This window comes from Rhodococcus sp. ARC_M5 (assembly GCF_022810405.1).
Classification (GTDB): Bacteria; Actinomycetota; Actinomycetes; order Mycobacteriales; family Mycobacteriaceae; genus Rhodococcoides; species Rhodococcoides navarretei.
The window spans coordinates 15,065-37,119 of sequence record NZ_JALGQE010000006.1 but is presented as its reverse complement, the minus strand read 5'-3'; the positions used below and the strand labels follow the sequence as shown (position 1 = coordinate 37,119).

25 protein-coding genes are annotated in these 22,055 nt (G+C 65.4%); 12 read left to right on the top strand and 13 right to left on the bottom strand.

Features of this window, described 5'->3' with window-relative positions; genetic code table 11:
• Nucleotides 1-109 precede the first annotated feature (109 nt).
• On the top strand, nucleotides 110-1,936 hold the full coding sequence (glsA, locus tag MTX34_RS11360) for a glutaminase A (RefSeq protein WP_243609524.1): 1,827 nt from the start codon (nucleotides 110-112) through the stop codon (nucleotides 1,934-1,936).
• A gap of 38 nt (nucleotides 1,937-1,974) precedes the next feature.
• On the opposite strand, the gene MTX34_RS11355 is transcribed toward glsA, so the two are convergent.
• Both MTX34_RS11355 and MTX34_RS11350 read right to left on the bottom strand, forming a co-directional pair.
• Complete coding sequence (locus MTX34_RS11355; RefSeq protein ID WP_243609523.1) at nucleotides 1,975-2,733, bottom strand: anti-sigma factor; 759 nt, start codon at nucleotides 2,731-2,733, stop codon at nucleotides 1,975-1,977.
• A complete protein-coding gene (locus tag MTX34_RS11350; protein WP_243593197.1) occupies nucleotides 2,730-3,485 on the bottom strand; it encodes a sigma-70 family RNA polymerase sigma factor in 756 nt (251 codons plus the stop codon). The genes MTX34_RS11355 and MTX34_RS11350 overlap by 4 nt, the downstream gene beginning before the upstream one ends.
• Nucleotides 3,486-3,666: 181 nt before the next feature.
• Between MTX34_RS11350 and MTX34_RS11345 the strand changes: the two genes are divergently transcribed.
• Both MTX34_RS11345 and MTX34_RS11340 read left to right on the top strand, forming a co-directional pair.
• The gene (locus tag MTX34_RS11345; protein WP_243609522.1) at nucleotides 3,667-4,674 is read left to right on the top strand and encodes an ATP-binding cassette domain-containing protein; all 1,008 of its coding nucleotides are present in this window, start codon (nucleotides 3,667-3,669) and stop codon (nucleotides 4,672-4,674) included.
• Nucleotides 4,671-5,510 (top strand): ABC transporter permease, encoded by an 840-nt coding sequence (locus MTX34_RS11340; protein WP_243609521.1) that lies wholly within the window; start codon nucleotides 4,671-4,673, stop codon nucleotides 5,508-5,510. Before MTX34_RS11345 ends, MTX34_RS11340 begins: the two co-directional genes overlap by 4 nt.
• 22 nt (nucleotides 5,511-5,532) lie before the next feature.
• On the opposite strand, the gene MTX34_RS11335 is transcribed toward MTX34_RS11340, so the two are convergent.
• Nucleotides 5,533-6,054 (bottom strand): CGNR zinc finger domain-containing protein, encoded by a 522-nt coding sequence (locus tag MTX34_RS11335; protein ID WP_243609520.1) that lies wholly within the window; start codon nucleotides 6,052-6,054, stop codon nucleotides 5,533-5,535.
• A 25-nt stretch (nucleotides 6,055-6,079) separates the two neighbouring features.
• Between MTX34_RS11335 and MTX34_RS11330 the strand changes: the two genes are divergently transcribed.
• Entirely contained in the window at nucleotides 6,080-6,241 is a 162-nt protein-coding gene (locus tag MTX34_RS11330; protein ID WP_243593201.1) for a hypothetical protein, read from the top strand.
• 16 nt (nucleotides 6,242-6,257) lie between these two features.
• Here the strand turns inward: MTX34_RS11330 and MTX34_RS11325 are convergent, their stop codons facing one another.
• Nucleotides 6,258-7,529, bottom strand: a complete 1,272-nt coding sequence (locus MTX34_RS11325) for a class I SAM-dependent RNA methyltransferase (RefSeq protein WP_243609519.1) — start codon at nucleotides 7,527-7,529, stop codon at nucleotides 6,258-6,260.
• Nucleotides 7,526-9,523, bottom strand: coding sequence for an APC family permease (locus MTX34_RS11320; protein WP_243609518.1), 1,998 nt, complete (start codon nucleotides 9,521-9,523; stop codon nucleotides 7,526-7,528). The genes MTX34_RS11325 and MTX34_RS11320 overlap by 4 nt, the downstream gene beginning before the upstream one ends.
• Before the next feature lie 176 nt (nucleotides 9,524-9,699).
• Between MTX34_RS11320 and MTX34_RS11315 the strand changes: the two genes are divergently transcribed.
• Together MTX34_RS11315 and MTX34_RS11310 are read left to right on the top strand one after the other, a co-directional pair.
• Nucleotides 9,700-10,365, top strand: coding sequence for a TrkA family potassium uptake protein (locus MTX34_RS11315; RefSeq protein WP_243593204.1), 666 nt, complete (start codon nucleotides 9,700-9,702; stop codon nucleotides 10,363-10,365).
• Between the two features lie 49 nt (nucleotides 10,366-10,414).
• A complete protein-coding gene (locus tag MTX34_RS11310) occupies nucleotides 10,415-11,074 on the top strand; it encodes a TrkA family potassium uptake protein (protein WP_243593205.1) in 660 nt (219 codons plus the stop codon).
• Here MTX34_RS11310 and MTX34_RS11305 read toward each other — a convergent pair.
• On the bottom strand, nucleotides 11,048-11,701 hold the full coding sequence (locus MTX34_RS11305) for a DUF3159 domain-containing protein (RefSeq protein ID WP_243593604.1): 654 nt from the start codon (nucleotides 11,699-11,701) through the stop codon (nucleotides 11,048-11,050). The two genes, MTX34_RS11310 and MTX34_RS11305, sit on opposite strands and share 27 nt — an antisense overlap.
• A 115-nt stretch (nucleotides 11,702-11,816) precedes the next feature.
• Nucleotides 11,817-12,194: an OB-fold nucleic acid binding domain-containing protein gene (locus MTX34_RS11300; RefSeq protein ID WP_243609517.1), complete on the bottom strand. Its 378-nt coding sequence runs from the start codon at nucleotides 12,192-12,194 to the stop codon at nucleotides 11,817-11,819.
• Between the two features lie 239 nt (nucleotides 12,195-12,433).
• On the opposite strand from MTX34_RS11300, the gene MTX34_RS11295 reads away from it, so the two are divergent.
• Nucleotides 12,434-13,156 carry an alpha/beta fold hydrolase gene (locus tag MTX34_RS11295; RefSeq protein ID WP_243609516.1) on the top strand — a complete coding sequence of 241 codons (723 nt, stop codon included), beginning with the start codon at nucleotides 12,434-12,436 and terminating at the stop codon, nucleotides 13,154-13,156.
• Here the strand turns inward: MTX34_RS11295 and MTX34_RS11290 are convergent.
• Both MTX34_RS11290 and dut read right to left on the bottom strand, forming a co-directional pair.
• Nucleotides 13,138-13,986 carry a DUF3710 domain-containing protein gene (locus MTX34_RS11290; RefSeq protein WP_243609515.1) on the bottom strand — a complete coding sequence of 283 codons (849 nt, stop codon included), beginning with the start codon at nucleotides 13,984-13,986 and terminating at the stop codon, nucleotides 13,138-13,140. The genes MTX34_RS11295 and MTX34_RS11290 overlap by 19 nt on opposite strands.
• Before the next feature lie 64 nt (nucleotides 13,987-14,050).
• Complete coding sequence (dut, locus tag MTX34_RS11285) at nucleotides 14,051-14,524, bottom strand: dUTP diphosphatase (protein WP_279393161.1); 474 nt, start codon at nucleotides 14,522-14,524, stop codon at nucleotides 14,051-14,053.
• 199 nt (nucleotides 14,525-14,723) lie between these two features.
• Between dut and MTX34_RS11280 the strand changes: the two genes are divergently transcribed.
• The gene (locus MTX34_RS11280) at nucleotides 14,724-15,194 is read left to right on the top strand and encodes a DUF3093 domain-containing protein (protein ID WP_243593606.1); all 471 of its coding nucleotides are present in this window, start codon (nucleotides 14,724-14,726) and stop codon (nucleotides 15,192-15,194) included.
• A gap of 80 nt (nucleotides 15,195-15,274) precedes the next feature.
• Here the strand turns inward: MTX34_RS11280 and MTX34_RS11275 are convergent, their stop codons facing one another.
• Nucleotides 15,275-15,577: a DUF4193 domain-containing protein gene (locus MTX34_RS11275; protein WP_027496891.1), complete on the bottom strand. Its 303-nt coding sequence runs from the start codon at nucleotides 15,575-15,577 to the stop codon at nucleotides 15,275-15,277.
• A 545-nt stretch (nucleotides 15,578-16,122) separates the two neighbouring features.
• Here MTX34_RS11275 and cei point away from each other — a divergent pair.
• Entirely contained in the window at nucleotides 16,123-16,803 is a 681-nt protein-coding gene (gene cei, locus MTX34_RS11270) for an envelope integrity protein Cei (protein WP_243609514.1), read from the top strand.
• A 15-nt stretch (nucleotides 16,804-16,818) separates the two neighbouring features.
• Here cei and MTX34_RS11265 read toward each other — a convergent pair whose 3' ends face one another.
• On the bottom strand, nucleotides 16,819-17,706 hold the full coding sequence (locus tag MTX34_RS11265; protein ID WP_374639488.1) for an inositol monophosphatase family protein: 888 nt from the start codon (nucleotides 17,704-17,706) through the stop codon (nucleotides 16,819-16,821).
• A 188-nt stretch (nucleotides 17,707-17,894) separates the two neighbouring features.
• On the opposite strand from MTX34_RS11265, the gene ppgK reads away from it, so the two are divergent.
• Nucleotides 17,895-18,716 carry a polyphosphate--glucose phosphotransferase gene (gene ppgK, locus MTX34_RS11260; protein WP_243593210.1) on the top strand — a complete coding sequence of 274 codons (822 nt, stop codon included), beginning with the start codon at nucleotides 17,895-17,897 and terminating at the stop codon, nucleotides 18,714-18,716.
• Between the two features lie 159 nt (nucleotides 18,717-18,875).
• Nucleotides 18,876-20,207: an RNA polymerase sigma factor gene (locus MTX34_RS11255; RefSeq protein WP_243609513.1), complete on the top strand. Its 1,332-nt coding sequence runs from the start codon at nucleotides 18,876-18,878 to the stop codon at nucleotides 20,205-20,207.
• A 74-nt stretch (nucleotides 20,208-20,281) separates the two neighbouring features.
• Here the strand turns inward: MTX34_RS11255 and MTX34_RS11250 are convergent, their stop codons facing one another.
• Both MTX34_RS11250 and MTX34_RS11245 read right to left on the bottom strand, forming a co-directional pair.
• Nucleotides 20,282-20,668, bottom strand: coding sequence for a DUF952 domain-containing protein (locus tag MTX34_RS11250; protein WP_279393148.1), 387 nt, complete (start codon nucleotides 20,666-20,668; stop codon nucleotides 20,282-20,284).
• Nucleotide 20,669: 1 nt separating this feature from the next.
• A complete protein-coding gene (locus MTX34_RS11245; protein WP_243609512.1) occupies nucleotides 20,670-21,599 on the bottom strand; it encodes a DMT family transporter in 930 nt (309 codons plus the stop codon).
• 234 nt (nucleotides 21,600-21,833) lie between these two features.
• Between MTX34_RS11245 and MTX34_RS11240 the strand changes: the two genes are divergently transcribed.
• Nucleotides 21,834-22,028 (top strand): hypothetical protein, encoded by a 195-nt coding sequence (locus tag MTX34_RS11240; protein ID WP_027496884.1) that lies wholly within the window; start codon nucleotides 21,834-21,836, stop codon nucleotides 22,026-22,028.
• Nucleotides 22,029-22,055 lie beyond the last annotated feature (27 nt).

Here is a 22,055-nt window from a genome sequence, read left to right as displayed (position 1 = left end):
CCGCCCAGCATCGTCACGCCGACAGTACCGTCGAGCATCCAGGTGCCCTGGATCAGCCGCCCCTAACCTCCGCAGTGTCGAATCGGACATCACACTTACAGTGTGGCCTATGAGCAACGTCGTCGATGCCATCCTGCGCCGAGTTCACGAGCTGTGCCGCGACGACACGTCCGGGCACGTGGCGGACTACATTCCCGAGCTCGCCGCCGTCACGCCGGACGGGTTCGGTATCGCGCTGACGACCACGGACGGTTACCTCTACGAAGTCGGTGACACTCGACTCCCCTTCACGATCCAATCGATCTCCAAGCCGTTCACCTATGCATTGGCCCTGGCCGATCGCGGCCTGGACATCGTTGCGAGCAAGATCGACGTCGAACCGTCCGGTGAGCCGTTCAACGAGATCAGTCTCGACCCCGTCACCGAGCGACCGCGCAACCCGATGATCAATGCCGGCGCCATCACGTCGGCGTCACTGATCTCCGGGCGCAGTGCCGAGGACCGGTTCGAGCGCATTCGAGCCTCGTACTCTCGCTATGCGGGGAGGTCTCTGACGTTCAACGAGTCCGTCTACCGGTCGGAGGCCCGCACCGGCAATCGCAACCGCGCCATCGGCTACATGCTCCGTTCGTTCGACATCATCGACCACGATCCCGACGCCGCAGTCGATCTGTACTTTCGCCAGTGTTCGATCGACGTCACCGCTGCGGACCTCGCCATGATGGCGGCGACCATGGCCAACAACGGCGTCAATCCGCGCACGCGAGAGCGCGCACTGGCACCCGCTCTGGTCGAACGAGTGCTGTCGGTCATGACGACGTGTGGGATGTACGACGGCGCGGGCGACTGGGTCGCGCGGGTGGGTCTGCCGGCCAAGAGCGGAGTCGGAGGAGGAATCCTGGCAGTACTCCCGGGGCAGATGGGCATTGCCGTCTATTCACCGCGACTCGATTCCCACGGCAACAGCGTGCGCGGAGTCGCCGCGTGCCGAGAGCTCTCGAACCGTCTCGAACTGCACTTCCTGCACGTCACCCGAGCGGCCAAGTCCTCGATCCGGCGTCGATACGTGGTCACCGAGGCACCCTCGCGTAAACGGCGCTCCGATGTGGAACAAGCCGCGTTGGCCGCCGTGGGAGATCGCGCCCGGGTGTACGAGCTGCACGGTGATCTGCTGTTCTCCGGTGCCGAGACGGCCGTCCGTGAGATCGGCGACCTCGACCGTGAACTGGATGCCCTCGTCATCGATGTTCGGGGGGTGGACGAAGTCAGTGACATCGCTCGCACCATGTTCGAGGACCTACGTCGAGATCTCGCCGAACACGGCTGTGTGGTGGGTCTGGTGGATCCCAGAGCGATCATGGGTCATACGACGTCGAGTCTCGACCCGGCCGATCCCGCAGGCCGAACGTATTCGAGCCTGGGTGCGGCGATCCAGTGGGCCGAGAACCTGCTTCTGGATCGTCATTGCGTGGGTGTACGACAGCCCACCGTCGTCACCACTGCCGAGCATCCGTTGCTGGCCGGGCTGTCCGCCGCCCAGTTCGAGGCGGTGACTCCGTATCTGGAGAAACGGCACTACGCGCGTGGAGACGTGATCGTTCGCCACGGCGATCCGGCGGCGGGCCTGTTCCTGATGCTGCGCGGCGAGGTGACGTCGACGGCGGTCTCCGCCGACGGTGGCAAGCACCGCATCACGACTCTCTCCCCAGGCATGAGCTTCGGTGAGATGCCCCTGCTGATGTCGGTGCCGTTTCTGCTCGACATGGTCGCCGACACACCGGTCGATCTCGTGGTGGTGTCGACGGCGCACTTCCAGGCGCTCACGCGCGACGCACCGGAGATCAAGCTGGCGCTGTTGGAAAATCTCGCCACCGGAGCTTACGGCCAGATGGCAGCGGTGATCAGAACGCTCGGGCGGTTCGACATCGGCATCTGATGATGTCGAACCGTCCGATCTCGGTGTTCCTACGAACGTCAGGCACCGAGGGTGAGCATCGTGAGCACTTCGGTCGGCTGCGACGAGCCGCCTTCGGGTTCGAGCGAGAAGGCGAAGTTGGTCGATGCTCCGAGTCCGTCGACCACGGTGCCGGACTCCGACGCGAGTTGGTCCTCCGTCACCACCCCTGCCGAGCGGGGCGAGCCGTCCACGAACCACATCTGATAGACGCGTCCCGGTGGCGGCTGTGGAACTCCGTCCAGAGACACCACGACCGCGTTCCGAGCGAGTGAGTACGACACCGTCGCCGAACCGCCGCCAGGGAACTCCGCTGTGGTTTCGCGCGCATCCGGGGCGGCCACGATCTGCTCGGCCTGCGACGGCTGGGGGTCCGTACCCGTCGTTTGGGTGACGACCACGACGCCGCCCACTGCGACGACCACCGCGGCCGCAGCCGAGACCATCGAGTAGCGCCAGGTCTTCGAGCGCTCGCGCCGGTGTCGGTGCAGCGGAGTGACGTTCGGTGGCAGCTTGTGGACCGTGGGCTCCTGATCGCTGACGGCGACCTGATCGAGCACCAGTTGCCGTACTCGCTCCGGTGCAGGAGTGGCGTCGGCCGCGGCCGCCAAGGCCAGCGTCTCGTGGATCTCGCCCACCAGGACATCGAACTGAACGCGCGCGGTGTCGTCGACGCGCAGTCGCTCGGCCTCGATGTCGCGTCGCTCGGAATCGGTGGTCGCGTGGAGGGCATAGATCTCCGCGTCGTCGAGCAGCCGTTGTCGTGACGATTCACTCATTGCGGGATCACCCCCAGACATGTCTTCAATTTGATCAATCCGTCTCGTATGCGCGATTTGATGGTGGGAACCGCGACCCCGAGCCGCTCCGCAACTTCGCGATAGGTGTAACCGCTGTAGTAAGCCATTCGGACCGACTCGCTCTGCGTATCGGTCAAGGTGTCGAGACAGGCAACCACGGCCTCCGATTCGAGCCGCTGAGTCACCGTTTCGAGCACTTCGTCGTGTTCCGGTGTGTGACTGACCGCGCCGTACGCTGCTTCGCGGTCGGTGCCCGACTGTTCACTCCGAACGCGATCGACGGCCCGGCGGTGCGCCAGCGTCATGATCCAGGCCAAGGGACTGCCCTGATTCGGGTCGTAATTCGGTGCCGCACGCCAGATCTGGAGGAACACCTCCTGCGCGGTCTCCTCGCTGTACCCCGGGTCGCGAAGCACCCGCAGCACCATGCCGTACACCCGCGAGGACGTCGCGTCGTACAGTTCGGCGAACGCCGTCCGATCGCCCTGTGCGACCGACGCCATCAACCGACGCAGACGATCCGCTTCCTCGGCACGCAAGTTCTTGAGCTGTGGACTGGGAACGGCACATACCGCATCCTCGGCCTCGAAGTTCTCGACGGCAGAGGATGTCGTTCGCTCACCGCGTGCATCCGGCGATCCGGACGCATCGGGCAACGGCGCGCTCATCGGAAGGTCGTCCCAACAGACGGGTTCATGATCGAGTTCATCGATCACGACACTAGTGGTCATAGCGCTCTCATATCGAAACCTCCGCGTTTTCCCGCCGCAGTACATATTCGGAACAAACCGATCGGAGGATGGTTCGGGACGAAAATTCGTTTGCGGAGATGTAGACCGCGTTTCATCCTTGGTGGACAATCGGACAATCGTGGTGAATCGGGCGACCGGCCCACAGGAGGAATCGAGAGACATGGCGGCGATCGAGACACACGGTCTGGTCAAACGTTTCGGAACGAATGTCGCTGTCGACGGAGTCGATCTGTCCATTCCGTCCGGTGGTGTCTACGGCGTGCTCGGGCCGAACGGCGCAGGGAAGACGACGACCATCCGGATGCTGGCCACCCTGCTGCCGATCGACGGCGGCAGCGCCCGAGTCCTGGGTCACGATGTGGCGAGCGAACCGGAGGCCGTACGGCAGAAGGTCGCTCTGACAGGGCAATTCGCTTCCCTGGACGAGGATCTCACCGGTACGGAGAATCTGGTGCTGCTCGCTCGTCTCCTCGGCTACTCACGGCCGGCCGCCCGATCACGAGCCGAACAGTTGCTGACGGCGTTCGACATCGCCGACGCCGGGCCGCGACAGGTCAAGACCTACTCCGGTGGCATGCGCCGTCGCATCGATATCGCCGCCAGCATCATCGTCACTCCGGAACTGATCTTCCTCGACGAACCCACCACCGGACTCGACCCCCGCAGCCGAAACCACGTGTGGGAGATCGTCCGCGCGTTGGTCGCAGGCGGGACGACGGTGTTGCTGACGACACAGTATTTGGACGAGGCCGATCAACTGGCCGGGCGTGTCGCAGTCATCGATCGCGGCAAGGTCATTGCAGAAGGGACGACGGGTGAGCTGAAAGCATCGGTGGGATCGAATTCGCTGCACCTACGGGTCCTCGACTCGGCCCAGCGAACGGTTGCCGCACAAATCCTGCGAGATCTGGTCGGCAACAACGTCATCGAGGATCCGGACCCGTCCACCGTCACCGCACGGTTGGACAACCCGGCACAGGCCGCGCCCGTGCTGCCCGCACTCGAAGCGGCGGGCATTCCCATCGCGTCGTTCACCCTTGGCCAACCGAGTTTGGACGAGGTGTTTCTGGCCCTCACCGGGCATGGGGCGGGAGTGGAGCCTGCGGGAACGACGCATGGGGCCGATGCCCGCTCGGCAATCGAATCCGACAAGGAGGTCGCGTCATGACCGCGGCAGCCCAGCAGTCGACGCCACGGGCATCGACCATCATCGGCGTGCTCGGTGCGGCCGGGCCTCGCCCACCGCGCCCGTCGTCGTTGTCCACGTCGCTGAGCTTCGGGTGGCGAGCGCTGCTCAAGATCAAGCACGTACCCGAGCAGTTGTTCGATGTGACGGCCTTCCCCATCATGTTCACGTTGCTCTTCACCTACCTGTTCGGTGGCGCACTGGCGGGGTCGACTCAGGCGTACATCCAGTTCCTGCTCCCCGGCATCCTCGTCCAGACCGTGGTGATGATCACGATGTACACCGGCGTGACCATGAACAAGGACATCGAGAAGGGCGTGTTCGACCGGTTCCGTTCGCTGCCCATCTGGCGTCCGTCACCCTTGGTCGGCGCGCTGCTCGGTGACGTCGTTCGCTACACGCTGGCGTCGGTGATCGTGCTGATCCTCGGATTGATACTCGGCTTCAGGCCGCAGGGCGGCGTCGTCGGGGTGGTGGCCTCGATCGCGTTGCTGTTGGTGTTCTCGTTCTGCCTGTCCTGGATCTGGACGATGATCGCCATGATCGTGCGCACCGAGGCCGCGGTGATGGGCGTGTCGATGTTCATCCTGTTTCCACTCACTTTCGCGAGCAACATCTTCGTTGACCCCGCCACGATGCCCGGTTGGCTGCGGGCGTTCGTCGACGTCAATCCGGTCAGCTTTCTGGTCACCTCCCTGCGTGGCCTGATGCAGGGCGACATCGACACCGGTCAGCTGGGAGTGACGCTGATGCTGTGCGCGGTGTTGCTGGCGGTGTTCGGGCCGATCACGATGCGCCTGTACAACCGAAAGTCCTAGCGAACCCGGTGCGCAGCCTCGATCACGAGGCGGCGCGTGCTCGATGTCTACGTACCGCATCGCGGTTGGAGCACACCGTTCCGCAGTACCGCTGTCTGCCGGTTCTCGAGGTGTCGGCGAAAGCGAGAGTGCAGTCGGCTGCGGCGCAGCGGTCGAGGCGAGACATACCGCGTCCGGTCAGATGCAACGCTGTGCCGACACTCACCAACGCCCTGATGACGCCGCCGAGTTCGATGTTGGGGTCGCGGTAGTGCATGTGCCAACCATCGTCGGCATGGTTGGTCAAGCGCGGGTACGCCGACGCCTGTGCCAGAAGCGCGTTGAGCGCGTCGGCCCGTTCGTTGTCGGTGTTTGCGTCCACCACCCGTGCCCAGTCACGCAGGAACTCGAGGGTGTCCAGCAGATCGGCCTCGGTTGCCGTCCAGTCCGGTACGAGGCCCGCGTCGACGCAGCGGTTGCCCAGTTCGGTCGCCGACGTGGGTGGCGAGTTGAGCAGGTCGATGCCGAGTTTAACTGCGTATTCGCCGTAAGGGTTGATGTGCACAAGACCATTACATCACGATGGACGCATGGATACAGAACACATCGCACACACCTGGACCACCCACTCCACCCACGACACCAGCGAGGGACTCGTCGGGTACCAGGGATGCCGGTGCGGTGCCCAGCGCATCGTGACCGTTCCCACGCACACCTTCGCCCCGGTCGCCGAAATTGCGCACCGGGCCTGATCGGTCGCCGCAGCCCTCACCGTCGAACGAAACGGCCGATGCACTCGACATGACTGGTCAGGGGAAACGCATCGAACGCGCGCATGTCGACGAGTTCGTATCCCGCGCCCCGATACAGGCTCGTATCTCGTGCGAACGACGCCGGATCGCATCCGACGTGCACCACCGAGCGGGGAGACCTGGCGGCGAGGGCGGCGATCACGTCTCGGCCGGCTCCCGCACGCGGTGGATCCAGCACGGCCACCGACACCGGTTCGGCCAACGCGTCGATCGAGCGCTCGACCCGCCCCGGAACGAACATGACCTGCGGCAGATCGTGCAGCGCCGAACGGCCGTCCTCGGCGGCGCGACGGGAGAATTCGACACTGGCCACCCGGCCCGTCGACCCGACCCGATGGGCCAGCGCTGCCGCGAACACACCTACACCGCCGTACAGATCCCAGGCACCATCACCTGCAACGGCGTCCGCCCACTCCCCCACCACATCGGTGTACACCTGCGGCGCGCCGCGGTGGGCCTGCCAGAACCCGGTGGCGTCGAGGGTCCACGCCCTGTTCGAGACGTATTCCGTCACACGACCCGATCCGATCACGGCTTTCTCCGGCCTGGACCGAGACGACGCTGCCCGGCGCGCCGACGCGCCCCTGCGGCCCGGCGATCGGCGTCCGGTGGACGAGTGCTGCGCCGGGGCGATCTCCACCACGTGCCGCTCACCATCCCCGTCGAGGGCCACCTGCAACTCGGCACCCGGCCGCCATTGCTGCTCCGACAGACCGCCGAAGGCCGCGGAATCCATTTGCGGACAGGACAATTCGGTGACGATCGAGCTGCTCCGATACCGGTGGTAGCCGGGCCGCCCGCCGGAATCGACAGCAAGCCGCACGCGGGTCCGCCACCCGGTGCCGTCGCCGGTCCCCGGCAGTTCGTCGACCCGCACGTCACGCTCGATTCCGGCGACACGGCGCAGCTGCTCGGCCACGACGAAGGCCTTCATACGCCGTCCGGCATCGGCCGTGGCGTGGGAATAGTCGCAACAGCCCGAGCCACCCGGTCCGGAGATGGGGCAGCGCGCGTCCACCCGGTCCGGAGATGCCGACAGAATCTCGACGGCGTCGGCGCGGCAGAACGACCCGCCTCGGTCCTCGGTCACCCTGGCCACCACCCGTTCGCCGGGCAATCCGTGGCGCACGAACATCACCCGGCCGTCATGACGGGCCACACAGAATCCACCGTGTCCGGGTGCTCCGAGTTCGACCTCGAGCAGCAGCCCGAACCAGCTCTCGCTCACTTGCCCACCGGTGGCTCGTAACCGCGACGCGATGCGCCCGGTGCATTGCCGAGCACTTCACGTTTGGCCTTCTCGGAGGACCGCAGCTGCCACGGCACACTGGTGACCATCACGCCCGGCTGAAACAGCAATCTAGATTTCAGTCGCAGTGCGCTCTGATTGTGCAGAACCTGCTCCCACCAGTGCCCCACCACGTATTCGGGAATGAAGACGGTGACGACGTCGCGCGGTGAATCGCGGCGAACCCGTTTGACGTAGTCCAGGACCGGTTTGGTGACCTCGCGGTAGGGCGACTCGACGACCTTGAGCGGCACCGAGACGTCACTGGCCTCCCACTCCCTGACCAGCGCACGTGTGTCGGCTTCGTCGACGTTGACGGTCACGGCCTCGAGGGTGTCAGGCCTGGTCGCCCGGGCGTACGCCAACGCGCGCAGGGTCGGCATGTGCAGCTTCGAGACCAACACGATCGAGTGCGTCCGGCTTGGCAGCACTCCGTCCCATTCCTCGTTCTCGAGCTCGCGAGCCACGGTGTCGTAGTGCTTTCTGATCATGCGCATCAGTACGAAGATCGCCACCATCGCCACGATCGCGATCCACGCACCGGCGGCGAACTTGGTGATCAACACGATGACCAGCACCGTTCCGGTCATGCCGAGACCGACACCGTTGACCACCCGCGAGCGCTGCATGCGCCGGCGTTGCTCGGGATCGGTCTCGGTGGCCAACAGCCGCGTCCAGTGCCGAACCATGCCGGTCTGACTGAGGGTGAACGAGACGAACACACCGACGATGTAGAGCTGAATGAGCTTGGTGACCTCGGCGCCGAACACGACGACGAATGCGATCGCGGCTCCGGACAGGAAGAGAATGCCGTTGCTGAAGGCCAGGCGGTCACCGCGAGTGTGCAGCTGGCGCGGCAGATACCGATCCTGTGCCAGCACCGAACCCAGGACCGGGAAACCGTTGAACGCAGTGTTGGCCGCAAGAACGAGAATGAGGGCCGTGACGGTGGTGATGAAGAAGAATCCGATGGGGAATCCGCTGAAGACCGCCTCCGCCAACTGCGCGATGAGCGTCTTCTGTTGGTAGCCCTCCGGCGCTCCGACGAGTTGGTATTCGGGATCCATCGCGTATTTGATACCGATCTTCTGCGCGAGCAGGATGATGCCCATCAGCAGTGTGATCCCGATGACCCCGAGCAGCAGCAGCGTCGTCGCGGCATTGCGCGACTTCGGCTTCTCGAATGCCGGTACCCCGTTGCTGATCGCCTCCACCCCGGTCAGTGCCGCGCAACCGGACGAGAACGCTCGCGCGATGAGGAATGCGAACGCGATGCCGTACAGGTGCGAATCCTCGGCCCGCAGATCGAAGGCCGCCGACTCGGCATGGATGTCGTCGCCGAGAACGTAGACCCGGAACAGGCCCCACCCCAGCATCAGGACCATGCCACCCATGAAGGCGTACGTCGGGATGGCGAACGCAGTTCCGGACTCCCGGATGCCGCGGAGATTGACGGAGGTGACCAGGACGATGGCCACGACAGCGAACAGCACCTTGTGCTGGGCCACGAACGGCACCGCAGACCCGATGTTCGACGCGGCCGCCGAGATCGACACCGCCACGGTCAGCACGTAGTCGACCAGCAGTGCGCTACCGACCGTCAGTCCGGCCGCGGGGCCGAGGTTCGTGGTGGCGACTTCGTAGTCGCCGCCACCCGAGGGGTAGGCGTGCACGTTCTGTCGGTAGCTGGCTACCACCACCGCCATCACCACGCAGACGGCAAGACCGATCCACGGGGTGAACGCGACGGCCGAGATGCCCGCGACGGAGAGCACGAGAAAGATCTCTTCGGGCGCGTATGCCACCGAGGACATGGCGTCCGAGGCGAAGACCGGCAACGCGATTCGCTTGGGAAGCAACGTGTGACCGAGCTTGTCGCTGCGGAACGGCTTACCGAGCACGAGCCGCTTGGCGGCTGTCGAGACCTTGGACACGCACAGAAGCGTAGGCCGTCGGTGTGCAGACGTCTCAACCACGCATCGCAAAGGGGTCGGAGCGCACCCTGGGTCGATGCGACGACGAATGCCCGATACGTTGGTGCACGTATGCCCATCGTGGCAGTGTCGGTCGACAGTGTCGTCGACAATCGAGATCGGGACGGAGCTGGACGTTGTACGTAGTTGTGATGGGATGCGGCCGTGTCGGCGCATCGCTGGCCGGTGCCCTCGAGCGCATCGGCCACGAGGTTGCGATAATCGACCGCGACGAAACGTCATTTCTACGTCTCGATCCCGACTTCAGCGGGCATCGCGTGATCGGCATGGGATTCGACCGAGATGTGTTGGTGAGCGCGGGAATCGAGAAGGCCGAGGCATTCGCGGCCGTATCGTCCGGCGACAACTCGAACATCATCTCCGCCCGCGTCGCACGCGAGACGTTCGGCGTCGACAAAGTGGTCGCGCGGATTTACGACGCCAAACGCGCCGCCGTCTACGAGCGGCTCGGCATCCCGACGGTCGCCACCGTGCCCTGGGCCACCGATCGATTTCTGCACAACCTGCTGCGCGACGACCCCACGACGAAGTGGCGCGATCCGTCGGGCAGCGTCGCCGTCGTCCTGCTCGACTTCCACGACGCCTGGATCGGCAAGAAGCTCTCGGTACTCGAAGAAGCCACCAACTCGCGGGCCGCGTTCGTCATCCGATTCGGCGGCGGACTGTTACCGGACAAGCGCACCGTCATCCAAGCCGGTGACGAGGTGTACGTCGCCGCGGTCTCGGGCACCGTCGCCGAAGCCATTGCGCTGGCGGGCAACGCTCCGCCCTCGGACAACTGATGCCCGCGCGCACGTTCCCCACCTCCCCCATCGACCCGAACGGGAAGCCATGAAAGTCGCCATCGCCGGAGCCGGCGCAGTCGGCAGATCCATCGCACGCGAGTTGATCCGCAGCGAACACGATGTGATGCTCCTCGAACGCAAACTCGACCACGTCGATCAGGCCGCCATCCCGGAAGCGGAATGGGTGCTCGCCGACGCGTGCGAGCTGAGTCTGCTCGAAGCCGCCCACCTCGAAAATTACGATGTGGTGATCGCTGCCACCGGCGACGACAAGGCCAATCTCGTGCTCAGCCTGCTGGCCAAGACCGAGTTCGGTGTCAACCGCGTGGTCGCCCGAGTCAACGATCCGCGCAACGAATGGCTGTTCGACGCTGCCTGGGGCGTCGATGTCGCAGTGTCGACGCCGCGCATGCTCGCATCACTGGTCGAAGAAGCTGTCTCAGTGGGCGATCTCGTGCACTTGATGACGTTCCGCAAAGGCCAGGCCAACCTCGTCGAGATCACACTGCCGGAGAACACTCCTCTCGCGGGTAAGCCGGTCCGCAAGCTCCAACTGCCCAGGGACGCAGCATTGGTGACGATTCTGCGCGGCGGCCGCGTGATCGTTCCGCAGCACGACGATCCACTCGAAGGTGGCGACGAACTGCTATTCGTCGCATCGAAAGAGGTGGAGAACGAACTACGCGCCGCGGTCGGCCTGATCTGAGGGCAGCTGCTCGACGCCCCGGTCCGCGGTCGATGTCGCGTCGAGCGCGCGATCGGCCGAACGCACCGCCCAGAGTGTGACCAGGAGCGCCACTCCAGTCAGTGGCCAACCCATCCCGATGCGGGCAACGGCGAGCCAGCCCGTCTGGTCGGAGTCGTAGAGCTGTGACTGCACGATGTACCGGGCACCGAACACCGACGCCCAGGCGATGGTGGCCACGTCGTAGTAGCGCACGGCCGTCCGGTTGCCACGCCACGACGTTCCCTTGCCGTTGAGGTATCCCCAGATGATGCCGACCAGCGGCCAGCGTGCAAGCACCGACAACACGAACGCAGCGCCGTAGACCAGCGAGGTGTAGATGCCGAAAAGGAAGTAGCCCTTGGCATCCCCCGTCCGATACGCGATGAACGCACAGATACCCACCCCGAAGAACCCCGAGATGGCGGGTTGGATGGGACTACGACGAACCAGTCGCCACACCAATACCGCAGCAGCGACGCCAAGAGCGGCCCACAGAGCGGCGGCGAGATTTGCGTAGCTGTTCACCGGAACGAACACGAGAACGGGCAGCGTCGAGTAGGCGAGCCCGCTCAATCCGCCGAGCTGCTCGAGGACGGTGGGAGCCACCTTCTCGGCCGTGGCCGACGCGTCGGGCGCGGGTTCCGGCGTGTTCGACGTCGGCGGGGGCGGCACGGAATCGTCGCTGTTGGTCACGACAACGAGAGTGCCATACCGGCGACGATCAGCTGTCGTCGCGCAGTTCGTAGTAAGGGTTGTAGACGATCTTGCGTCCGTCGCGTTCGCCGACGCGTCCGCGAACGAGCAGAGTCTTGCCGGGCTCGATTCCCGCGATCTTGCGACGTCCGATCCAGAGCAGCGTCACCGTGTCGGTGCCGTCGAAGAACTCGGCCTCGATATTGGCATTGGCCGCCCTCGAACAGGCTTCGACGCTGCGCAACCGACCGAACATCGTCACTTCCTCGCCGCGCGAGCAGTCGCACGCGCGCCGAGCCCCCGAGGCTTCGGAGGTTTCGGCCATCTCCTCGGCATCGAGTTGATCGATGTCCTCTGTCAACTTTCGCGTCAGGCGGCGAAAGTATCCTGCGGCAGCGGGTGCCATGGTGCGCTCCAGCGGTATGGGGGTCGTTCCGCGGGCTCCACGAGCCCGCAGTATGGGTCGTTCCGCAGGCTGCACGAGCCCGCGGTATGGGTCGTTCCGCAGGCTGCACTCCCGGCGGAGCAGTTGCGGCGACGTGGGGGTTTCCCGCGTCAGGGTGGGTACTTCGCCACTGTAGACCCGAAGTGTCACGCTGGCCAACCAGTGCCGACGCGGTGTCGGCAGGCGTGCACAATCGTGTCGTGCACAGCCGATTCGACACCCGTACCGCGATCGTTCTACCGGGGACGGGGTCCGACGCCCGGTTCGCCGCCGACGCGTTCTCGGCAGCATTCGACAGTGTGGGATTGACCACCATCGCGGTCGAACCCGACCCGGCCGATGTGGTGCAGAGCTACCTGTCCGCCCTCGACGACGCGGCGGATCGACACGGACGCATCGTGGTCGCGGGGATATCCCTCGGCGCAGCCGTCGCGGTTCGATGGGCTGCCGACCACGCATCGAACACCACGGCCCTTGCGCTCGCGCTGCCGGCGTGGACCGGCGACCCGACCGGTTCCTCTGCTGCCCTGAGCGCGGAATTCACCGCCAGGTCGTTGCGTGAACAAGGACTCGACGCGGTCATTGCGGCAATGGCGGCGTCGAGCCCGCCGTGGCTCGCGCGCACTCTGCGGAGGTCCTGGGCGGCCCAGTGGCCCGCCCTTCCCGACGCGCTGGACGAAGCGGCTCGCCATCGCAGCCTCGAACCCGATGAACTCGCTCGGATCGAGCTCCCTGCCATCGTCGTGGGCGCAGTGGACGACGCGGTCCATCCGATCGAGGTAGCTCGACAGTGGACGCGGGCGCTACCGAACTGCGAGCTGCGTACGGTGACCCTGGACGACATCGGGCGCGACCCGGGATGCCTCGGCCGGGCCGCCGTCGACGGTCTCGACAGGCGGTCTACTCAACCGCCCAGCTGCTGAATCGCCGATCCCGACGCACCCCGACGCGGCGCACGATCACGCTCGGCGGCGGTGGATTGCGAAACCGAATCCTGTTGCGGCGCAACAGGTTCTACAGACGGAACCGCAGCCTCGGGCTGAGCCGCCTGTTGCGTTGCAGTCTGCTGAGCGGCAGCTTGCTGCTGTGCTGCCGCAGCAAGCTGCTCCGCCAGCACCTGCGGCAACACCACCGGTAGCGGGGTGCGCACCGGATGTGGGTCGGTACCCCGGTCCACCACGGTCTGGCGAAGAATCGTGTGCGCCAGTCGAACGAGAGGTTGGCCCTCACCCACGGCACCCGAGGGGCCGGCCAGAACGCAGCGGACCATCCAGCGATAGCCGTCGACTCCGATGAAGCGCAGGTCCGCGTTGACCGTGACGCCGAGCAGTTCGCGGCCCCACGGACCCGTCTCCACTGTGGTCTCGGCCTTGTCGTTGCGCAACGACGTCGCCAGGTCGGCAGCAACCTCGCGCCATTGACCAGGGGATTTCGGTGCCGCGTAGGCAGCGATGGTGATGCGTCCGAACTGCGTCACGATGTGCACTGCCTGCGGGGTACCTGCTTGCGACATCTCGACCTGGAGTTGACCGCCCTCCGGCAGCGGAATCAACACCGAACCGAGGTCGAGTCTGGTCTTGGCGACGGTCTCGCGATCGTCGTCGAGGTCCTCGAGATCGTGGGGCCCGTCGGCGGCCGTCGTTGCGGCCTCGCCATCGACGTCCTCGTCTTCGTCTTCGACACCGTCGACGAATGGCTCCACACCGGGCGCGGAGGCACTGCCGGCGTCGTTCTTCTTACGCCGTCCGAACATGTTCAGCTCTCTTCTTCTCGGTTGTTTCCACTGTGCCTGCCGACGGCCGACGTCGTGGCGGAACTCACTGGTTCAGACTTGCATGCCCGCCGGTCGAACCATGACCACCGGCCCCGCGAACGGTGTCGTCCAGCTCGTCGACCTCGACGAACGTCACCAGTTCGACTCGCTGCACGATCAGCTGAGCGACGCGGTCGCCACGCTCGAGCACGATCGGGGTGTGCAGATCGTGATTGATCAGGCAAACCTTGATCTCGCCCCGGTATCCGGCATCGATGGTTCCAGGGGTATTGACCACGGAGAGTCCCGACTTGGCCGCCAACCCGGAGCGCGGATGCACCAGCCCGACGGTTCCGAGCGGGAGTGCGATCGCTATTCCGGTCCCCACCAGGACTCGCTGACCAGGCTCGATCGTGACCGGAGCCGTGATGCGCAGATCGACGCCTGCATCACCTTCGTGCGCACGTGCGGGTACCGGTAGGTCCCGATCGAGTCGGCGTACTCGAACTTCGGACACCGGATCCGTAGGCCACGGCAGGGTCGGGAATCTGGGGTCGGACGGCTCGGTGCCGGACTCGGTGACTTCGTCGCTCACGTCGACCGAGACTACGCGGGCCCGCTCCCCCGTCGGTGTGGCGACTACCCTGGAGCTCGTGACTGCAGATCGACAGGCCGAACACGCGTCGGAATCCGGCGACTCCACTGCCCGCACCGGATCACCGGCACCCGCCGGAACGGTGCACTATTCCGAGCGGCTGTGGGTGCCGATCTGGTGGTGGGCAGCGGGCGCGGCCGTGGCGGTGTTGCTCGCCGCAGAGATCCACATGGGCGCTCCGGGAATCCGAGCGTGGCTCCCCTACGTCCTGTTGCTCCCGCTGATCGCATGGGCTCTGTTCGCCTTCAGCAGGCTGCGCGTCGAGGTGGTCGCCGATGCAGGCTCGACCGGTGCCGAGCTGCGTGTCGGAAAGGCACATCTGCCGCTCGACGTCGCAGCCAAGGCGGCCGTCGTACCCGCGACAGCAAAAAGTGCGGCGCTGGGAAGGCAACTCGATCCCTTGGCCTTCGTGCAGCACCGCACCTGGGTGAAGCAGATGGTGATCGTCGTCCTCGACGATCCGGACGACCCGACGCCGTATTGGCTGGTCAGCACCAAACGGCCCGAGGAGCTCTTGGCGGTACTGACCGCGCACGGCGTCGAAGCGCGCTGAACCCCCGACAGTCCGCTCCTATCTGCGCAGTCCTGATCTGCACAGACCCGAGCTACTCGATCAGGCCTGTGCGAAAAAGGTCACGCCGCGCAGTCGCGGCACATCAGTACGCCGTTGGCGTCGCTGGCCAGTCGGCTGCGGTGATGGACCAGGAAGCAGCTCGAACACGTGAATTCGTCGGCCTGCTTGGGAACCACTCGTACCGAGAGCTCCTCGCCGGACAGGTCAGCGCCCGGAAGCTCGAACGACTCCGCGGTGTCGGACTCGTCCACGTCGACGACGGCCGACTGGGCCTCGTTGCGTCGGGCCTTCAGTTCTTCGAGCGAGTCCTCCGACACGTCGTCGGATTCTGTTCTTCTCGGTGCGTCGTAGTCGGTTGCCATTGTTCTCGTACCCCTCATCTTCGTGCGTGTGTGTGGTGGAAGCTGCCGATGTGGTCGGCTTGTGGCCGTCGGCTGTGAAGAGGGCACTTGCTCGCTCCCACCGATGTTCGTATCTGTTCGAAATCGTTCGTCGTCGCGCGGTGCCCGAAACTACACCGGGTAGTTCCCAGAACTCGCCGGTTGAAACCCGATCGAGACCTCGCTCACCTGATCGATGATGCACCGGCGTCCGATTCTTGAAGCACCGCGGCCGCCAGACAATAGCCGAAGCCGGTGACAAAGTTGAAACCGAACCGCCGATGAGTCCATTACCTGTGTGCACGCCGCACAACACCGGGACGAGCGGCTTCATTCCGCGACCCACAGAAGGCATCTCGACGCCGGTTTCGCGCGGTGAAACAGTCGCTGCGCACGCCGATCGAGGAGGGTCGGGCCGAGTGTGCCGTCCTCGGGCAGCGCGGGCATCTACAGTAGGCACCGCGTCGGTGTGAACCGACTCTGTGGACCGGTCTCGGCGTGTGCCGACGGAAAGGCGAAGATCAATCGTGGTTTCTCTGATCACCGAAGGCCATTCGGTCGACGGCCGAGGTCGTCCGTTCTGTCGACGCCGAGCGTTCCCCATCATCGCGGTCTTCACCGTGCTTGCTCTGCTCGGAGTGATCGTGTGGGTCAAGGTGTTCACCACCTCCGAGGCCACCTCGGCAACCGCCGAATGCAATGCGCCCACCACCACCGCTGCGACCGACGGCACGCAGCCGGTGCCGCTCGGCGGGGAAGTGGATCCGACGACGTTGCTCGACGTCCAGCCCGCCGCACTGTCCGCGTCCAAGGTGCGTGTGTTCAACGCCAACGGTGAGCGCGGACAGGCCGCCCTCGTCGCCGCCCAACTGATCGACTACGGCTTCGCGAGCGCACCGGACGTCCAGGTCGGCAACGATCCGGTCTACGTAGACCAGAACATGCAGTGCCAGGGCCAGATCCGCTTCGGTGCCGCCGGTTCGGCTGCCGCCAGCGCGGTGTGGCTGGTCGCACCCTGCGCCGAGCTCATCGAAGACGCCCGCACCGACGACTCGGTCGATCTGGCGTTGGGCACCTACTTCAGCGAGATCCAGCCGAACGACGACGCCGAGGAAGTGCTGCGCACTCTTGCGAGTGCTGCACCCGGGGCCGAGCCTGCGCCGCTCGATGCCGACCTGCTCTCGGCGGCACGCGAGTCACGCTGCTGAGGTCGTGTCGTCGCGTCAGCCGGGGATCGGATCGAGAGCGCCTGCGCTGCGCAGTACGGCCAGGAAGTCGTCCGAGATGCCCGGGGCCATGGCTACCGTTGCAGCACCCTGGGCGCTGGTCGAGTTCGCAGCGGGCAACCTGACCACCGCGCCCGCCTCGGCCGCGATCAGTGCGCCCGCCGCCCAGTCCCAGGGACTGAGCCCGTGCTCGAAGTGAGCGTCGACCGCCCCCGACGCCACCATGCAGAGATCGAGCGCTGCCGACCCGATTCGGCGGATGTCGCGCACCTGGGGCAGCAGTTCGGAGATGATCGCTCCCTGCACCGCACGTCGCCGTGATCCGTAGCCGAATCCGGTGGCCAGCAACGTCATCGACACGTCGGTGACACCCGAACACGCAAGTTGCTCCCGGGTTCCGTCGGTTCGCTGCACCGTGGCACCGCGCCCGAGAGCAGCGGAGTAGACGAGTTCACGCGCGACGTCGACCACGGCCCCCGCGACACTGACTCCGTCGATCTGAACGGCAACCGACACCGCGTAGGCGGGGATTCCGTACATGAAGTTCACGGTTCCGTCGATCGGGTCCAGCACCCACCGCACACCGTCGAGCGAGTCGTCCTCGCTGCCTTCCTCCTCCCCGAGAATCGCATCCTCCGGCCGCAGCTGCGCGAGCAACTCGCGCAGGACGCGCTCGGTTTCGGTGTCCACGACCGTCACCGGATCGGTCGGTGTGCTCTTGGACTGCACCGCGCCGTCACCCTCGTTCGACGTGCCGTCGAACACCTGCGGGCGTCGGAGCCGAACGTGCTCGGCGGCTCGCGTCGCGACCCGAACGGCAACCTCGTGCAGAACGTCCACCTCACGGGTGGTCGATCCCTGCGCTGCCCGGTGCTCTCCCGGCAATTGCGTACTGGCGGTGTCGTTCTGCGATTCGTCTGATGTCGGCACACGTACATCGCAACACACACCGGCGTCCGAGCACCACCGCAGCGAGAGGCGGTGACGTCGTCGTGCCGCGTGCACCGAAACCACACTATTGTTCGGAGGCGACGGCACCACAAGGATTCGATCAGTCCAGGAGCGGCATCCACATGACACAGGCAGGTTCGGACAACACCACCGCCGGGGCGGCGCGCCACGGATTCGGCGTCGACGTCGGCGGCAGCGGCATCAAAGGCGGCATCGTCGATCTGAGCACCGGCGAGCTCGTCGGCGACCGCTACAAGATCCAGACTCCCCAGCCGTCGACCCCCGATGCCATTGCGCGCACGGTGGCGGAGATCGTCGCGCACTTCGAGTGGACCGGCCCGGTGGGAGTCACACTCCCCGCCGTGGTGACCAACGGTGTCGCTCGCTCGGCCGCCAACATCGACAAGTCCTGGATCGACACCGACGCTCGCGCGTTGTTCGCGAAGGCCATCGGCACCGACAGCGTCACCGTGCTCAACGACGCCGATGCGGCCGGAGTGGCAGAGGACAAGTACGGCGGAGGCAAGGGCAAGGACGGCGTCGTCGTGCTGTTGACGTTCGGCACGGGAATCGGCTCGGCCGTGCTGCACAACGGAGTTCTGCTGCCCAATACGGAGTTCGGTCACATGGAGATCGGCGGCAAGGAAGCCGAGCACCGTGCTGCGTCGTCGGTGAAAGAGAACCAGGACTTGTCCTACAAGGAGTGGGCCAAGGAGGTCTCGACGGTTCTGGAGGCGTTCGAGGCTCTGTTGTGGCCGGATCTGTTCATCGCCGGTGGCGGCATCAGCCGCAAGAGCGAGAAGTGGATTCCGCACCTGACCAATCGCACGCCCGTGGTTCCGGCAACCCTGCTGAACACTGCCGGCATCGTCGGTGCCGCACTCGCGGCGGACACCGCCGTGCCGTCGGCCGAGACCGACACGTCCGCAGGATCGGTGGACTGACACGCGGGTAGCCACCTGCGTAGGGCGAGGGTCGGTAACAAACTCCTGAGAGGTCGTTACAATGGTGTGTGCCGGTACGCAGCCGGCCGAATCCGAAGACCTCTCCGCCGGAAACAACTCTGGCGTGACGCCGCACGACTTCGTCACGAAAGGGCGTACGTGGCAGCCACCGATATCCGTCAGACCGTAGATTCCGAAACCGAGTCTGCGGCACCTGCACCTGCTGTCAAGGCACCCGCTGCGAAGGCACCGGCCAAGAAGGCACCCGCCAAGCGCGCCGTAGCCAAGAAGGCACCGGCGAAGAAGGCCGCAGCAAAGAAGACAGCAGCAACACCGGCGACCGGGGACGACGCCGAGGAGAGCACTCCGGGGATCGAAGACATCGACATCTCCGAGGGCGACCTCGCTGCCGCCGCCAACGACGTCGTCGAGGTGGTCGCGGCCGGTGACGACACCGAAGAGGACGCCACCACCGAGCCGACGGCCGAGGACAAGGCGTCCGGCGACTTCGTCTGGGACGAAGAAGAGTCCGAGGCACTGCGCCAGGCCCGCAAGGATGCCGAGCTCACCGCATCCGCAGACTCCGTTCGTGCGTACCTCAAGCAGATCGGCAAGGTTGCTCTTCTCAACGCGGAAGAGGAAGTCGAGCTCGCCAAGCGCATCGAGGCAGGCCTGTTCGCAGTCGAAAAAATGCGTGAGTCCGCGGAGAAGGGCGAGAAGCTCCCCGTTGCGCAGCGTCGGGACATGACGTGGATCTGCCGTGACGGCAACCGCGCCAAGAACCACCTTCTCGAAGCGAACCTTCGACTCGTCGTCTCCCTCGCCAAGCGCTACACCGGCCGCGGCATGGCTTTCCTGGATCTCATTCAGGAAGGCAACCTCGGTCTCATCCGCGCGGTCGAGAAGTTCGACTACACCAAGGGCTACAAGTTCTCGACCTACGCCACGTGGTGGATCCGTCAGGCGATCACTCGGGCCATGGCCGACCAGGCCCGCACCATCCGTATCCCGGTGCACATGGTCGAGGTCATCAACAAGCTCGGCCGCATCCAGCGAGAGCTGCTTCAGGACCTGGGTCGCGAACCCACTCCCGAAGAGCTCGCGAAGGAAATGGACATCACGCCGGAGAAGGTGCTGGAAATCCAGCAGTATGCGCGTGAGCCGATTTCGCTCGACCAGACCATCGGTGACGAGGGCGACAGCCAGCTCGGCGACTTCATCGAGGACTCCGAGGCAGTCGTCGCCGTCGACGCAGTGTCGTTCACTCTCCTGCAGGATCAGCTGCAGTCGGTTCTCGAGACGCTGTCCGAACGCGAAGCGGGCGTGGTTCGTCTGCGCTTCGGTCTCACGGACGGTCAGCCTCGCACCCTCGACGAGATCGGCCAGGTGTACGGCGTCACTCGCGAGCGAATCCGTCAGATCGAGTCCAAGACCATGTCGAAGCTGCGGCACCCGTCTCGGTCACAGGTACTGCGCGACTACCTGGACTGACTCGTCCGATTCACCCGAACTACGACCGTCGATCACCATGATCGGCGGTCGTTGTCGTCGACACGACAGAGCCGTCATATCCGCGGCACCCCGAATGTTCCGTCGGGGCCGGGCCGATAGTCGAGTACCGCAACGACTGCCGCGATCGTCAGCGGTCCGTACAGATGCGGGAACAGCATGGACTGCGGATCCGTGGGAACCCCCGGTTCCCACCGGACCGGAGCCGTCAGACGAGCCGGGTCAATGCGCAGCAGAACCAGATCCGTGCGGCCGGAGAAGAGGCGGTTCGCGGGCAAGTGCACTTGTTCGGGTGTGGACAGGTGGACGAACCCCACGGCGTCGTACGTGTCCGGGGTGTAGTCGGCCTGCCCACGCATGGACAGCCACTCCCCTGCGGTACAGATGTGAACGAGGTCGTCCTGCGTACTGGTCACCGTTCCATTCTGCAGTGTCGACTGCATGTCAGGGCGGCGGAATGTCGGCAACACCGTGATCTTTCCGAGTCGGCAGTCCACCGACGACCACCGCTGCGATGACGGCTGCGATCCCGAGTGCCTCGAGAGCCGTGGGGATCTGAGTCAGCATCACGGCACCGACCACCGTGGCGGTTGCCGGGAGCAGCGCCAGCAGCAACGCGAAGCGGGCCCGACCCACGCGCACCAGGACGTACTGATCGAGAACGTAGGGCACCACACTCGCCAGCAACCCGACGCCCAGTCCGAGAACCCAGATCCGCCAGTCTCCCAACGAGGTGGTGTGCGCAAGCGCAAACGGTCCGAACAACGGTACGGCGAGCAGCACGGAGGCGATGCCGAACCCGGCCGCCATGTCGTCGAGACCCTGACCTGCATCGGCAACCGATTTGCCGAGCACGATGTAGGCCGCCCACAGAGCGGCCGAGCCGAGCGCGAACGCGATGCCGATCAACCCCACCTCGCCACCCTCGAATTGCGCGGAGGCGATCGCGCCGACACCGGCGACCACGAGAAGCAACGCGCACACATCGACAGGTCTTCTCGACCCCGCCGCAGCGACCGCTATCGGCCCCAGAAACTCGATGGCCACCGCCGCGCCGAGCGGGAGCCTGGCGATCGCCTCGTAGAACATCACGTTCATGCCGATCGTCGCACCACCGAACGCAGCAGCGGTGATCAGTCGCCGCACGGTCCAGCGACCACCGACACCGGCCCGCTGCCGCCACGGTCGACGCCAGAGCACCAACACCAGCGCCGCACCGAACCCGCGGAGCCACGCCACCGCGGCCGGATCGACGGTGTCGAACAAGAACACACCGATCGCCGCACCGACGTACATGCACACCGCGCCGATCACGAACAGCGACGGAATACCCAGCTTCGATGTGCCGGAGAGTGTAGGAGAAGTCGAAGCCACACCGGTGACCCTACTGCCGCGACTCACGGCGAACACCGATCAGCTCTCAGCGAACAGTTTCCGCGACGTTCCTGCTCGTGAGCCATGTTTCGTGTTAGTGACAACACAAAGAAACGCGCTCGGGAACAACGCGTGACCGCCATACGTCTGACAGAGTGAACGAACCGCGCCATACCGACGCGGCGGACCGGCCCCAGGCGAACGGGACAACCCGCAAGCCAGTACGGAGGAGTCATGCCCGGAACATTGACCAGCCCACAATTGACAGCAGCGGACCGGTGCGACCGGTGCGGTGCAGGGGCTCGCGCGCGTGTCGTGCTCTCGACCGGTGGAGAGCTTCTCTTCTGCGGTCACCACGCCACCGAGCACGAAGCCCGTTTGCGTGAAGTGAACGCAACGGTGATGACCGAATCGGACTCCACGGTGTAACGCACCGCCACGTCGGGGGAATTCAGG

Coding starts and splice junctions, on each gene's coding strand:
- glsA (WP_243609524.1), top strand. CDS start 110: ATGAGCAACGTCGTCGATGCCATCCTGCGCCGAGTTCACGAGCTGTGC.
- MTX34_RS11355 (WP_243609523.1), bottom strand. CDS start 2,733: ATGAGTGAATCGTCACGACAACGGCTGCTCGACGACGCGGAGATCTAT.
- MTX34_RS11350 (WP_243593197.1), bottom strand. CDS start 3,485: ATGACCACTAGTGTCGTGATCGATGAACTCGATCATGAACCCGTCTGT.
- MTX34_RS11345 (WP_243609522.1), top strand. CDS start 3,667: ATGGCGGCGATCGAGACACACGGTCTGGTCAAACGTTTCGGAACGAAT.
- MTX34_RS11340 (WP_243609521.1), top strand. CDS start 4,671: ATGACCGCGGCAGCCCAGCAGTCGACGCCACGGGCATCGACCATCATC.
- MTX34_RS11330 (WP_243593201.1), top strand. CDS start 6,080: ATGGATACAGAACACATCGCACACACCTGGACCACCCACTCCACCCAC.
- MTX34_RS11310 (WP_243593205.1), top strand. CDS start 10,415: ATGAAAGTCGCCATCGCCGGAGCCGGCGCAGTCGGCAGATCCATCGCA.
- MTX34_RS11300 (WP_243609517.1), bottom strand. CDS start 12,194: ATGGCACCCGCTGCCGCAGGATACTTTCGCCGCCTGACGCGAAAGTTG.
- MTX34_RS11290 (WP_243609515.1), bottom strand. CDS start 13,986: ATGTTCGGACGGCGTAAGAAGAACGACGCCGGCAGTGCCTCCGCGCCC.
- MTX34_RS11275 (WP_027496891.1), bottom strand. CDS start 15,577: ATGGCAACCGACTACGACGCACCGAGAAGAACAGAATCCGACGACGTG.
- ppgK (WP_243593210.1), top strand. CDS start 17,895: ATGACACAGGCAGGTTCGGACAACACCACCGCCGGGGCGGCGCGCCAC.
- MTX34_RS11250 (WP_279393148.1), bottom strand. CDS start 20,668: ATGCAGTCGACACTGCAGAATGGAACGGTGACCAGTACGCAGGACGAC.
- MTX34_RS11240 (WP_027496884.1), top strand. CDS start 21,834: ATGCCCGGAACATTGACCAGCCCACAATTGACAGCAGCGGACCGGTGC.